This window comes from Paenibacillus sp. FSL L8-0708 (assembly GCF_038009325.1).
In the GTDB taxonomy this organism is placed as follows: Bacteria; Bacillota; Bacilli; order Paenibacillales; family Paenibacillaceae; genus Paenibacillus_AQ; species Paenibacillus_AQ odorifer.
Window position 1 is genome coordinate 6,277,783 of sequence record NZ_JBBPBC010000001.1, and the last position, 14,397, is coordinate 6,292,179.

At 46.8% G+C, this 14,397-nt stretch carries 11 protein-coding genes; 3 read left to right on the forward strand and 8 right to left on the reverse strand.

Annotated features, from left to right (window positions below):
* The 3 genes from NYE58_RS29535 to NYE58_RS29545 all read right to left on the reverse strand — a co-directional run bounded on the left by NYE58_RS29535 (nt 1) and on the right by NYE58_RS29545 (nt 2,702).
* Nucleotides 1-657, reverse strand: a complete 657-nt coding sequence (locus tag NYE58_RS29535) for an XTP/dITP diphosphatase (RefSeq protein WP_076220464.1) — start codon at nt 655-657, stop codon at nt 1-3.
* Between the two features lies 1 nt (nt 658).
* Complete coding sequence (gene rph, locus NYE58_RS29540) at nt 659-1,417, reverse strand: ribonuclease PH (protein WP_036686952.1); 759 nt, start codon at nt 1,415-1,417, stop codon at nt 659-661.
* A gap of 163 nt (nt 1,418-1,580) precedes the next feature.
* The gene (locus NYE58_RS29545) at nt 1,581-2,702 is read right to left on the reverse strand and encodes a GerMN domain-containing protein (RefSeq protein WP_341003726.1); all 1,122 of its coding nucleotides are present in this window, start codon (nt 2,700-2,702) and stop codon (nt 1,581-1,583) included.
* Between the two features lie 269 nt (nt 2,703-2,971).
* On the opposite strand from NYE58_RS29545, the gene NYE58_RS29550 reads away from it, so the two are divergent.
* Both NYE58_RS29550 and NYE58_RS29555 read left to right on the forward strand, forming a co-directional pair.
* Entirely contained in the window at nt 2,972-3,580 is a 609-nt protein-coding gene (locus NYE58_RS29550; protein WP_076129198.1) for a phosphatidylglycerophosphatase A family protein, read from the forward strand.
* A 1,308-nt stretch (nt 3,581-4,888) separates the two neighbouring features.
* A complete protein-coding gene (locus NYE58_RS29555; protein ID WP_341003727.1) occupies nt 4,889-5,032 on the forward strand; it encodes a hypothetical protein in 144 nt (47 codons plus the stop codon).
* 419 nt (nt 5,033-5,451) lie between these two features.
* On the opposite strand, the gene NYE58_RS29560 is transcribed toward NYE58_RS29555, so the two are convergent.
* The 5 genes from NYE58_RS29560 to NYE58_RS29580 form a co-directional block, all read right to left on the reverse strand.
* Entirely contained in the window at nt 5,452-6,405 is a 954-nt protein-coding gene (locus NYE58_RS29560) for an MBL fold metallo-hydrolase (protein ID WP_341003728.1), read from the reverse strand.
* Between the two features lie 95 nt (nt 6,406-6,500).
* Entirely contained in the window at nt 6,501-7,235 is a 735-nt protein-coding gene (locus NYE58_RS29565) for a class I SAM-dependent methyltransferase (RefSeq protein ID WP_341003730.1), read from the reverse strand.
* Between the two features lie 152 nt (nt 7,236-7,387).
* Nucleotides 7,388-9,079 (reverse strand): glycoside hydrolase family 13 protein, encoded by a 1,692-nt coding sequence (locus NYE58_RS29570; protein WP_076220455.1) that lies wholly within the window; start codon nt 9,077-9,079, stop codon nt 7,388-7,390.
* Between the two features lie 71 nt (nt 9,080-9,150).
* A complete protein-coding gene (locus NYE58_RS29575) occupies nt 9,151-10,806 on the reverse strand; it encodes a response regulator (RefSeq protein WP_341003731.1) in 1,656 nt (551 codons plus the stop codon).
* Nucleotides 10,807-12,627: a sensor histidine kinase gene (locus tag NYE58_RS29580; RefSeq protein WP_076186346.1), complete on the reverse strand. Its 1,821-nt coding sequence runs from the start codon at nt 12,625-12,627 to the stop codon at nt 10,807-10,809. It lies immediately after the preceding gene.
* Nucleotides 12,628-12,865: 238 nt separating this feature from the next.
* On the opposite strand from NYE58_RS29580, the gene NYE58_RS29585 reads away from it, so the two are divergent.
* On the forward strand, nt 12,866-14,242 hold the full coding sequence (locus NYE58_RS29585) for an ABC transporter substrate-binding protein (RefSeq protein ID WP_076129193.1): 1,377 nt from the start codon (nt 12,866-12,868) through the stop codon (nt 14,240-14,242).
* The last annotated feature ends 155 nt before the right edge of the window (nt 14,243-14,397 follow it).

The following is a 14,397-nucleotide window of genomic DNA, read 5'->3' on the forward strand; positions in this document are numbered from 1 at the left end:
CTATTCCTGCGATAGGCCGCCTTCGGCTGCCAGTTTTTTCTCCAGCTTTGCCGTCAGCAGTCGCAGTGCAGTTCCTCGATGGCTAATCTGCTGCTTCTCTTCCAGCGTAAGCTCGGCCATAGTTTTTTCATGTTCCGACAGATAAAATAGCGGGTCGTAACCGAAACCGCCAGCACCTGATGGTTCTGAAGTAATCCAACCTTCGACCGCACCTTCTGCGGTTAGCTCCTGCTTGGAAACTGGATCGTACAGCGATAAAGTACAGACGAACCTAGCCGTGCTCAGCAAAGGCTGATCTGTGTCTTCCCCCTGTTTCAATCTCTCTAGCTCGCTAAGCAGCTTCAGGTTATTTTCCCCATCCGTAGCGTCTTCACCGGCAAAACGTGCAGAGTACACACCCGGTCTGCCATCCAAAGCATCTACACAAAGACCCGAATCATCAGCGAGTACCGGAATTCCAAGTGCATCACCTACGGCTTTGGATTTTTTAAACGCATTCTCTGCAAAAGTAGCCCCGTCTTCCACCACATCGGGCAGATGCGGATAGTCATACATACTCTTAACTGTCAGGCCCAGCGGGGCAAAAGCGTGCTCGAATTCGCGCACCTTCCCCTTATTCTTCGTTGCGACAATGAGAATATTGCCCTTGGAATTCATGTTACACCTCTTGGCCCGGCTGGCCGGAAGGGATTTTCAGAGCAATCGCTCCGAGCGCTTCTTTTTGCGCCGCAATCAGTTCATAAATTCCCTTCTCACCTAGACCTAATAATAGGTCCAGCTCTTGACGCGAGAATGGTCTTTCTTCGCCAGTCCCTTGTACCTCAACAAAAGCACCGCCGCCGGTCATGACTACATTCATATCCACTTTGGCTTTGGAATCCTCTTCATAATTCAAATCGAGCAATGTTTTATCCCCTACAACACCTACACTAATTGCTCCCAAAAAGTCTGTTATAGGAAAAACAGCCAGCTTGTGCTGTAGTGCAATTTTATTAATAGCAAATGCCATGGCAACAAAAGCGCCTGTTATCGAAGCCGTCCGAGTTCCCCCATCCGCCTGAATCACATCACAATCCAGCGTAATACTACGTTCACCTAACGCTTGTAAATTCACCACAGAGCGAAGCGCACGGCCGATCAGCCGCTGGATCTCCATTGTACGTCCGGTAAGTTTACCGCGTGCAGCTTCACGTTGATTACGGGACTGGGTGGCCCGAGGAAGCATCGAATATTCGGCAGTTACCCAGCCTTTTCCTTGTCCTTTAAGAAACGGAGGCACTTTTTCCTCTACAGTAGCCGTACAAATAACTTTGGTGTCTCCCATCTCAATGATCACGGAGCCCTCAGCATATTTATTCGTTTGGGTCGTTATTGTCAGCGGCCGTAATTGGTCGTCCGTTCGCCCGTTTGATCTCATCTTTTCTGCCTCCTACATCGTATAGCTAATAGTTTAGTGTGAGTCCCGTTTCCCTGTTGTTCATTGCGGCAGTTCACCGTTCGGGACGTTACGTCTTTTTGAGCAACTTTTATTCTACCAAAGAGGAGGCACAAAAGCATCTTTTAAACCTTAGAAGGTCATTCTATAACGGGAGCTCGTTCAAAAATTCAGGTGCAGAAACAGGTTTGCTATAGTCCACATTGTCAGTGTCGGTAATCGATTGTTTGCCGTTCAAACGAATTTGAACCAGAGCATCTTCCGTATTTTGCGCAACAGTCAGAACAACCGATTCCAGCAATTCGGCAGGAACTTCCTTCCCATCTGCGAACATATCGTCAGTCAAGGATACAGTAACAACACCGTTTTGTCCGGCTTCAACCGAATCAAGTGATGTGCCCTGTGTCATAACCATTTCCAGACCGTCTCCGGATTCAGGTCCCGCAATCAGTTCATTGATAGCAGCAGTCAGCTGTTCTTGCCCTGCGGGTACAAAGCGCGTAACCGGAACATAATATTGGATACCCTCAGGAGATGTTGTGGAAAAATAAACAGTAACCGCACTAGAGTTCATCAAAGATGGACCTTGTTTTGGCAGGTTAATGCCCATTGTGCGGGACAGCGGGCGATCCAGCGGAGTACCTTGAAGCGGCATTTCCGTAAGCTTTTTACCATCTACCCAGAACTGTACACCTTTAATGTCATCTTGACCGGTAAGTGTCCAAGTGATCGCTTCAAGGATTTTGCGTTCATCCGCAGCATCATAGTTGTTAAATTCCGAATTGAACTCAACAACTGCCAGATTCGACTTGTCTACCGTAATGCTTTGCACCTCAGTTCCAGCTGGTAGAATGCCTTGGAAACCTTCTGGCAATGAGGACGCATATTCTCCCTTATTCACTAATGCCATTAAAGAGTTCTTGAGCGTGCCGGAGTCTTTGCTTTTTGGCAGATTTAGCGACACTGGAGCGAGTAAGCCATTTCCATCTTCCAAATATACGGTCGTCCGGTCACCGGAAGCCGTTGCTTTAGCGGTTTTGGTGCTGTCCTTCACAACTGCTTGTGCATCATCCTGAGCCACTGGACCAAATACACCTGAATCCAAAGTATTATTTCCCTCTGTCTGTAACATCTGTGCTTCAACCTCAGGTGGCGGAGCATCAATCGATGCTGATTCCGAACCGAACAAGCCGCAACCGGACAGTGCCAGCGGAACTGCGAGTAGGCAGACTGCGGAAATCCCGCGGATTTGTTGCATTGTTTTCATCATTTATTACCCCTTTCAAGGTTAGATAGCATTTGTACTGCTATGTATACGAGACCTTTGTCCAAAAAATAACAACTGCTTATCCTAAATTGTTGGAAAAGCCTGTGCGCTTTATTTTCAGGTTAGGTTGGATCTAGATTTTAATTCACATAGACTCCGTTTTCTGGACAAATACTTTTTCTAAACGTACAATCTGAGATAACACCAGCGCTTAACATCATGCTAACGAACGTTGTAATGCAAAGACTTAACTTACGAGGTGACTAATCATGGCTGATGAACCAATCGCAAAAATACCTTACAGTCTGAACAGCAAGGCAGTCGCAGATGCGACCAAAATGTGGTTGAATAAGCGTGGAGTGAACCTGCAGGAAATCGCAGAGCTCGTTATGTTTCTGCAAAAAAAATATTATCCAAACTTAACGATGGAAGAATGTGTCCATAACGTTGAGATGGTACTCAGCAAACGAGAAGTGCAAAATGCGGTACTTACGGGCATTCAATTGGACATGCTCGCGGAGGAGGGGAAGTTGTTTCCGCCGCTTCAGGATATGATCGAAAATGATGAGGGATTATACGGAGTGGATGAGATTCTGGCTTTCTCTATCGTAAATGTATATGGCAGCATTGGCTTCACCAACTATGGTTATGTGGACAAGCTTAAGCCAGGCGTTCTTGAACGGTTGAACGACAAAAACACCGGGCAGATCCACACCTTTCTCGACGATATCGTCGGCGCGGTAGCCGCTGCAGCTAGTAGCCGAATCGCACACCGTAAGCAAGCGGAGCGTGAGATAGACCTCGAACTTCCGCATTCGCCTGAGGATCGCGAAGAAGCTGCAAGGAAACTTGCAGAACATGAAAAACAACCAGAGTAACCGGTGTTTTGGGTACACTCTGAGAATTAAAAAGCGATTGTTTCGTAGCCCTTGCGGGTTATGAGGCAATCGCTTTTTTAAGGTTGGGTTGGGTTGGGTTGGGTTGGGTTGGGTTGGGTTGGGTTGGGTTGGGTTGGGTTGGGTTGGGTTGGGTTGGGTTGGGTTGGGTTGGGTTGGGTTGGGTTGGGTTGGGTTGGGTTGGGTTGGGTTGGGTTGGGTTGGGTTGGGTTGGGTTGGGTTGGGTTGGGTTGGGTTGGGTTGGGTTGGGTTGGGTTGGGTTGGGTTGGGTTGGGACCGTTTTAGGGAAAAACTCCTAAAAAATACCGAAAATTGTTCAAAACCTAAGTTATTAGGGAATTCTTCCCTAATAACTCTACCAAAACCTTAATTTATAGCTACATTCGTAGATTATTAGGGGGAATTCCCTAATATCAGCTCTACACCTCAACAAACCTCAAAAAACAGGGATAAATTCCCTAATTAGTCAATACCAACACTTAGTTACTCGGCAAGATGTGTTTCTACCCACGAATAGCGGCATCTGAGTCCGAATGATCTATGTGACGCATAAGTAAAGTAATCAAATGTTAGTTTGGTTATGTAATCGGACTCAGGTGACCCTATTTCCATAAAACACCCCTGATTCGGACACTTTCGGACTCCAGAGTCGCTATTCACTCAAAAGTGACCAATAACAACCCTCTACACTAGCAATAACGCCTCTCCGGTCCGATACTAATCTCAAAAGTCCTAAAACCCACGAATAGTGGCATCTGAGTCCGAATGATCTGTGTGACGCATGAGTAAAGTAATCAAATTTTAGTTTGGTTATGTAATCGGACTCAGATGACCCTATCTCCATAAAATACCCTTGATTTAGTCACTTTCGGACTCCAGAGTCGCTATTCACTCAAAAGTGACCAATAACAACCCTCTACACTAGCAATAACGCCTCTCCGGTCCGATACTCACCTCAAAAGTCCCAAAACCCACGAATAGCGGCATCTGAGTCCGAATGATCTATGTGACGCATAAGTAAAGTAATCAAATGTTAGTTTGGTTATGTAATCGGACTCAGGTGACCCTATTTCCATAAAACACCCCTGATTCGGACACTTTCGGACTCCAGAGTCGCTATTCACTCAAAAGTGACCAATAACAACCCTCTACACTAGCAATAACGCCTCTCCGGTCCGATACTCACCTCAAAAGTCCCAAAACCCACGAATAGCGGCATCTGAGTCCGAATGATCTATGTGACGCATGAGTAAAGTACTCATAGGTTAGTCCGAATGATCTGTGTAACACATGAGTAAAGTAATCAAAATGTTAGTCCGAATGATCAGCATGACGCATAAGCAAAGTAATCAAATGTTAGTCCGAATGACCTGCGTAACACATAAGCAAAGTAATCAAATGTTAGTCCGAATGATCAGCATGACGCAAGAGTAAGTAATTCAATCTGAGCCCGAATGATCAGCATGACGCAAGAGTAAGTAATTCAATCTGAGCCCGAATGATCAGCATGACGCACGAGTAAGTAATTCAATCTGAGCCCGAATGATCAGCATGACGCAAGAGTAAGTAATTCAATCTGAGCCCGAATGATCAGCGTGACGCATGAGTATATATCAAATGTTAGTTGGGTATTCGATCGGACTAAGGAGCTCAATATTCATATAAATAGCACCGAATTATACTCTCTACCTAGTCACTAAAACCAAAACCCAAAAAAGAGCAGTCCCAATAACACAGGACTGCTCTATACCTCTACTAGATCATAACCTTCACATCTAAATTCATTTCATCATTCATCACTCATCATCATCGCTCATCATTCATTTCATCACTCTTCGATCGCGCTAGAAACTCTAACTAGCATGGTCACCAGCACTTTCAGATGCTGCAAACAATATAGCACCGTCCGCCTCTATCATCACTGCCCGCTCCCGGCGCATCAGCTCCGCCAGATGCGCCAGTGTCTCACTCATCGCAAAGCGCATCTGGTGAACGGTGGTTACCCGTCTGCGAAACAGAATTTCGCAGACGGCGAAGCCGCTCAGCGGGCCGTTTGCGAGCAAGGCTGCCGCGGCATCCAGCCGCTCCTCATGATGAGCGAGCAGGCTGCTGACCCGGTGCGCGAAGCCCGTGAACGGTTCCCGATGACCCGGGAACGCCATGCTGACCGGGTAGCTCCCCAGCTCCTGCAGCCCCTGAAGAAACGTCTGCAGCGGCTGTGGATCGCTGCCTGGAAGCAGGCTGACATTGGGCGAAATCTGCGGCAGCACAGCATCGCCGCAGATCATTTGCCCGCTGCCCGCATGATAGAAACTCACATGTCCCGGTGCATGTCCGCCAGTAACAATCAATTTCCATTCACGGCCACCCATCCCGAAAGGCTCTACCTCATTCAGATAAGTTACAACCGGCTGTGGCTCTACTTGAGCGTCAAAGCTCTCCAAATGCGCTTTAATTCCACTCGACCATTCCTCCGACATTCCGTGTCTGATGAAATATAACGGCAAAACTTCATTGATATCCGTGTTACTGCCCCACATCAACATCGCTTCGGCATAAGCACGTTCAGTCACCCATACTTTACATCCGGTCTGCGACTGCAACCATCCCGCCAATCCATAATGATCGGGATGATGATGCGTTACGACGATATCCCGCACGTCCTTCCACGACAATCCCAGTTCCTGCAGGATCGCCCGCCAGCATTTTTCTGTCTCCGGGCTACGCGGACCGGGATCGATAATAGTAATTCTGCCATCCTCATCGGGCAGAATATAACTGTTCACTTGACGAAGCGGCGAGTCCATGGGCACCGAGACCTGAAGAATGTTCTCGTCCCATGAAGTGATATCCGCCTTAGACATGGTGCGATCACCGCCTTTGAATCTTTTTCCTGATACCATTACGATCGAATTCCACTAAAAATCATCCGCGTGGAGCTTTCTGCATTATAAACCTCATCTTCATAGCTGCCATGCACAGCTTCGAGCTGTAAACCCGCTTCCTCGATCATTCCGCTGAATTTCTCCAAAGAATACAGCTTCACACGTTCATGATAATGACGAGGTGTAGAATCATTCTTAGAGGTTAAAATGATGTCCTTCTTCACATACCCATCCTCGATCCGCCGCGACTCATCAATCAGATTCTTTCCATCCTCACGGGTAGAATGCGGCACCAGATGACGAATCACATACGCAGGGTTCAGATAATCAATAACAAACTTGCCACCCGGCTTCAACATCCGATAGATTTCACGCAAAACCTTTACCTGCTCCTCATCCTCTTCAAAATAACCAAAGGAAGTGAACAGATTAACCACAGCATCGAAACCTCCAGTTAACGGTAGGTCCCGCATGTCAGAACGCAGCCAAGTTACCTGCTCCGCTCCTTTTTGAGATCTTGCCTCACGCAGCAATACCTCTGATAAATCTACTCCAGTTACCTCGTACCCTGCTTCCGCAAGCGCCAGTGAATGACGTCCCATCCCACAACATAAATCCAGCACTTTGGAGCCTGGCGGTAGTCCCAGCCACGAGATCATTCGTTCAACTTCTTTACGAGCTCCACCAAAGTCTCGATGTTTGTATACGACCAGATAATCCTCTCCGAAGCTCTTTTCATACCATTCAGTCATGTTGTCTCTCCTCCCACAGGCGTCTTCCTGTAACTCCACTCTATGTATGTTAATGTATCGCCATTGTACAGTCTTTTACTCACAAACTCAAAGAAGAGTTGTCACAGTGGAGCGCTCAGCCCCTTCATGACAACTCATTCCTGTAGCTTCCCTTACACAAGCTGCTGCAAATATACTCGTGCTTCATAAGGACGAAGTTTAAGCGGTTGGATCTGCTCATCTTTTTCCACGGAATAATTAGAAATTAACAGCTCAATATTGTCTGGTTGGAACTCCGCTGGCCATTCGAATACAGGCTCTCCATCATAAAAATTCAGAATAACCAGCAGCCGCTGATCTTCTAATGTCCGAGTATACGCATATATCTCTGTATGCTCTGCGAGCAGCAGCCCGTAGGCTCCATAAACGATGACTTTGTGTTTTTTTCTCAGGGCAATCAGCTGTTTATAGTAGTTGTAGATGGAATCGGGATCTTTAATCGCATTGCCAGCGTTGATCTCCATATAGTTGGAATTTACTTCAATCCAAGGAGTGCCCGTCGTAAAACCACCTGCGTGACCATCGTCCCACTGCATCGGGGTGCGGGCATTATCCCGGCTTTTATAATGAATGGCAGACATAATCTGCTCTTCTGGAATGCCGTTTTTTCGCTTTTCTTCATAATAATTAAGCGTCTCTACATCCCGGTACTCATCAATGGATTCGAAACAGACATTCGTCATTCCAATTTCTTCGCCTTGATAAATATAAGGTGTGCCTTCCAGCATGTGAATGAAGGTCGCCAGCATTTTAGCCGAAGGAATCCGGTAAAAAAGGTCGTTCCCAAACCGGGACACTGCGCGCGGCTGGTCATGGTTGCAGAGATAATTCGCATTCCAGCCTTTGTCATGCAGAACCGTCTGCCAATTACTCATAATCTTTTTCAGCTCCAGTAGACTCCACGGGACGACATCCCATTTCCCACTACCTGCCGAAGCGGCATCCAGAAACATATGCTCAAATTGAAAAGTCATATTCAGCTCCCGGCGACCATCACCTACATAATCTAGCGCCTGCTCCGGTCCAAGTCCTGAGGTCTCTCCTACCGTCATAATATCGTAGAAATAAAGCACTTTATCATATAAATTCTGTAGCAGGGTATGCACATCTGCCAGATTGGAGAACATTCCATAAGCCCTTACGGTACGTGTTCCACCTGGATTATCCGCATCCGGGTAACCTTTCGTCTTCACGATATGTGCAATGGCATCAAAGCGGAATCCGTCCACACCCTTCTTCAGCCACCATTCCACCATCTCATGCAGCTTATCAATGACCACCGGATTCTCCCAGTTCAGATCAGGCTGATATTTGGAATAGAGGTGAAGGTAATATTCATCGGTCCGTGGATCATGTTCCCACACCGAGCCACTGAAATAAGACTCCCAGTTATTCGGGGGACCTCCATTTTTTCCTTTTCGCCAAATATAGTAGTCCCGTTTCGGATTGTCCTTCGACGATCTGGATTCAACAAACCATGGGTGCTCATGTGACGTATGGTTCAGAACCAAATCCATCATCAGCTTCATCCCACGTGCGTGCATCTCCCTCAGCAAACGGTCAAAATCATCCATCGTGCCAAATTCCTTCATAATGTCACAGTAATCACTGATATCATAACCGTTATCATGGTTTGGTGATTTATAAATAGGGCAGACCCAAATCACGTCTACACCTAAATCCTGCAGATAATCCAGTCTGGATATGATTCCTTGCAAGTCTCCAATCCCATCTCCGTTACTATCCATGAAGCTAATCGGATAAATTTGGTACACGACACTCTCTTTCCACCATTTCGGGTTCATTTCTCGGTTACCTCCTATTTAGCTATATGTAGAGTTTAACCACACAAAGCCTAGTAGATAACAATTTACTCCTACTTCCCTAGTCCCTTTTGATATTGTGAGGGCGTAAGTCCGGTCCATTTCTTAAAAGTAGCACTGAAGTGGCGTTCTTCCCCGTAGCCTACTAACTTTGCAACAGCGTACATTTTTAAGTTTTGGCGGAGCAGCTTTTTTGCCTCTTCTACCCGGTACTGATGCAAATAATCGAGAAAATTCACACCCAGCTCCTGGCGGAACAGTGAACTTAAATAAGTATTAGATACATAAGCTTCCTTCGCAACATATTCCAGAGACAGATTGGTATTATATTTGTTACGGATGATCTCAAGCGCTGTAACTACTGTTCGATGCAGAGGGCGATGTTTAGAAAAAGCTTCCACCACATTCTGCATGATCTTATTCAGGATCGTAGATAATTCCTCCAGCGTCTCGATCTGTGGTGCCTGCTCCATCCAATTGACCAAATGCTGCTTCCATTCAAATCCAGCTACTTGTTTTTCCTGCGCAAGCCTCTTAAGGCGAACGACAAAAGCTGTTGCCCGAATATTCACCTCCTGCTTGAGGCATCCGGGGTTTCCGCGAAAACGTTCCAGCCACTGCTCCAGCAGATCGAGGGCAAGCTCATTACTTCCTGCACCGACTGCCACAAGCATCTCATCCTCCAGCACATTTAATTCAGGATCATCTAAAATCCCGATCTCCTGTGCGCCACCCCCAATAACTCCTGAACCTTCTGTAAAAAAATAAACGCCGCCTTTCCCGTTCAGAAAGCGGGATTCCATGGCCTGAAGCGCTTCTTTATAAGACAGATGAGCTTCCGAAATATCCGCACGACAGGAGCCTACAGCAATACTGATTGACAGCTTGAGGTATTTCTCCAGATTGCTTTGCAGCATCCCAATCTGCTCTTTTAAATAGATGGGGGTTCGGTAAGACTTGCGGGAATCCGTTCCAGCTAAACCACTGCCGATCCAGAGCAGGAGATTGCCATCATGGAAGGTCTCGATTTTTCCTTTATAGATAGGAGACAAGGTCTCACTAATAATATTTAGGGCCGCGTAACGTAAAAGTACAAAATCCTGTCCAGACCCACCGGCAGAGGGAGGATCAAAATCAAAGCTGACCAGCCCAATCTGCGGACCTTCGTGACTAATAGCCATAGCTAACTCACCGATCAGCTCCTGCCGCCGCTCCAGCGGAACCGGAGGATGATGAATCCATTGGGACAGCACTTGGCTTTTGACAAGCGGTGCATTTTTATGCCAGGAACGATCTCTTTTTAGCTGCTCATTCTCCTGACAACGCTGCTTTTCAATTAGCTCCTTAGCCTTGAGTACCGTCTTCAGAATTTCCTCCGGCCGGCACGGCTTCAGCACATAATCGACAACCCCCAGCGCAATCGCTTGTTTCGCATAAGAGAACTCATTGTATCCAGATAAAATAATCGAGCGAAAGTCGTAACCGCGACGCCGTCCAGCTTCGATTAGCTCCAGACCATTCATCTGCGGCATGCGGATATCCGTTAACAATAAATCCGGCTGTTCAGACTCCATCAGAGCCAGCGCTTCACTTCCGTTCCCCGCTTCGCCCATTACCTCAATCTGATGCGAATTCCAGTCAATCATATTGACGATACCCTCACGGATGGTGTCTTCGTCTTCAGCAATCAGCAGCTTCAGCTTCATCATTTAGGGACCCTCCACAGTGATATGAATGATAATACGTGTGCCTGCTCCTTCTACACTCTCTACTTGCAATGAGGCTCCGGCAAAAAACAAAGCTAAACGTTCCTGTACATTCGAGAGTGCAAACCCCGAACGTCCAGCATTCTCCTCTTCCTCCGAGATAGAGCTTCCTCTCGCTAAACGCTGATGTAGCTCCTGAAGTCTTTCCGGCGTGATTCCCACCCCGTTATCTTGAACTTCGAGCACAATAGTCCTATCTTTGCGGAAGGCGCGAATCGAGATGAGTCCGCTTCCAGCCAGTGGCTCGATCCCATGAATCACTGCATTTTCCGCCAGTGGCTGGAGCAGCAGCTTAGGAACTGTAAAATCCTTGATACTCTCATCCAAGGTAATTTCGAACTCAAAACGTTCTCTAAACCGATTTTTTTGCAGGAACAAATAATTCTTTACAAGCTCTACTTCCTGTTCCAATGTAAACGTATCCCGCCCATCATTTAAGCTCAGCCGGAATACTTGAGAAAGCGAATAGACCATATCCGCTATTTCTTTGTCGCCTTTCTTCTCAGCTTCCCAACAAATCGTATTCAGCGTGTTATATAAAAAGTGCGGCCTGATCTGTGCCTGAAGCGTTTTCAATTCTGCTTCCTGCTGCTTCAGTTTGGAGGCATATACATCATTGATGAGCGATTTGATCCGCTGCACCATTAGATTATAACCATGGCCCAAGAGACCAATCTCATCATTTCCTTCAAAAAATACGCGCTGCGTGAAATCCCCTGTCTGGAATCTGCGCATGGAGCGGGAAAGCTTTTTCAGCGGTTTCGTTATTGAGGCGGCGGCGAGCCAGGTAACCATTAAGCTAACTGCTAAGCACAGAAAAGCGATCGTCACCGTGACCTGTGAAATCTGCCCCAGCTCTTTGACAAGCTGCCGTTTGGAATGCACCACCACTACATACCAACCCGTCGTTTCTGACTGCAGATGCGAGACAATCCACTGTTTGTGATCCGCTGTAGACTCCAGTCTCTGCTCTAGGTTCAACTTAGGATCGCTGTCCGCAAAATACGGAAGATCAAGATCTCTTTTGCCGATCCAGCTCCGGTTAGAAGCCGTAATGATGAGCCCGTCTCGATCAACCACAAACATATCTACATCATCTTCAGAGTTGTCTAGATATTGGCTTCCAATCTTACCAGCATCGACCCCGATCACCGCTAGCCCTGCCGGTTTTAAAGTATATACATTCTTGATAATTCTGGAAAGTACAATCTTATGATAATGATCACCAACAAATATGCCATCCGTGGGTCTGGACAATCCAAAGGTTGGACTGCCTGCGGCTTCAACGGCTTCCTTGTAGTACGAGGTTTGGACAAAGTTAGAGAACTTCATGCCAGTCGTCAATCCGGCTTGGTTCGCAGCAAAAGGCTCCGCCCCGTTATTCTGGTCTTCCAAAGAGTATAGAATCAGGGATTGAATCGAATTGCCAGCGACCATCAGGTTGGTGACCGTTTTAAATACGGAATTACGTTCTTTTTGTGCTTCTGACGACACTAAGAGCCGCTGCACACTTTCATCCAGAAAGAGTGTATTGGAAAAAGAAATCATTCCCCTCACCATCTCATCAATCTGCTCTGCTGTTTTCCGGGTCAGGTGATCCTGTGACTGTTTCATTTTCTCCACCACCTGCTGCGAAGAGATCTGATAGGAGTTCCACCCCATAGCAAATATAGTCACGAGAAGCAGCGGCACAAACCATAATAACAGCTTAAACTGGAGCGGAAGATGGCGATAACGGCTTAATAAGCGGATGTTTCGATTCATGAGAACCACCTTCATGTATAATCAATAAATGTGTAAACCAAGTATAACTGAAATCATTAAACCCTGAACCAGCTTTTTACAATCACTGAAAAATGCCTACATAGTTCTTAAATATGGACCATGTTTCTATCGGTCATAAACTCTTAAGATGGGGATGCAAGAAGAAACGACATTGTCGTCCTCGTTTGATGACAGCCGTTCTCGTGGAAATATATCTCATAAAAAAGGTGGGTTTTTGATGAAAGGTAAAGGAATAAAGCTAGCACTTATGAGTCTAATGCTACCAGCTCTGCTGGCAGGCTGCGGTGGCGGAAATAATAATGCGAAAGCTACCAATGCACCTACAAATGACAAGGCCGAAGCCACTGCCGAAGCAACAGCTAGTGCAGGGGAAAACACACCCGCCGAAAAAATCACACTGAAGTTCTTCACCGCGCTCGCGGATCGGGCCAATGGTTCAGGTAAAGTAGAGCAAGACATTATCGATGCTTACATGAAAGAGAACCCTAACGTCAAGATTGAAGTGGAAGCGCTTCAAGATGAGCCTTACAAATCAAAAATCAAAGTGTATGCCTCCAGCAATCAGCTTCCCGATATCATTCAAGCCTGGGGTCAGCCCTCCTTCCTGAGTCCGCTGCTGGATAACGATCTACTGCTTGAACTGAACAGTGCTGACTTCGAAGGTAATCAGTTTGTGTCCGGATCCATGGACGGCTTCAGTAAAGACGGTAAGCTTTACGGCTTGCCGCGTGGTGCCGACTACATGGTGATGTACTATAACAAAAAAATATTTGCTGACAACGGCATCGAGGTTCCAAAAACAACAGATGATTTGCTTGCCGCCGTCAAAACACTTCGTGCCAAGAAAATTAACCCGATCGCTATGAATGGTATGGACGCTTGGACACTGCCTATCTGGTATGAATTTGTAGCCCAACGTCAGACTGGCGATTTCAATACAATGGATGAAGCTGTTGCACGTAAAATATCCTTTACAGATCCTAGTCTGGTTGCAGCTGCAACTGAAATGCAGCAATTCGCCGATGCTAAAGGTTTTGCCGATGGCTGGCTGACTGCCGATTACGGTGCTGCACGCAACTTGTTCGGACAAGGGCAAGCTGCCATGTTCTTTATGGGCGCTTGGGAGTCCGGTCTGGCAACAGACGAGAACTTCTCTGAAGAATTCCGCAATAACGTAGGTGCTTTCGCATTCCCAGCTTCAGCTAAAGGTAAAGCAACCGATGATGCCGCTTGGTATGGTGGTGGATATGCAGTCAGCAAAAACTCCAAACATGCTGAAGCCGCTGTTGATTTCTTGAAATATTTCTTCGCTCCAGAGCATTGGTCTAAAATGCTATGGCAAGCTGGCGCGGGTACACCTGCGCAGCAATTCGATCAATTCCTAACGGGTAACGAAACCCAGCTGCAAAAAGAATTGATTGAAGTGTTCAGCTCCATGACCTCTTCCAGCGGTACTCCACTGCAGGATGTGGGTGACGATGAGTTCAAGCAAAAGGTAATGGAGGCGCATCAAAGCCTGCTATCTGATGCGATTACCCCTGAAGAATTCGCCAAAGCACTGGATGCTGCATCCGATAAATTCGCTGGTAAATAAACCAGAGAACTACAAAAAACATGAACCTTAGCGCTCCTGAAGTAAGCTTATAGATGGCAGTGCGCAAACCCCGGCTTCCCCCAGAGGCCGGGGTTTTGTTTTCGAAAAAATGTATACACCGATCTGAAATTTACGGCATGTTCCGGTGCCTGGCT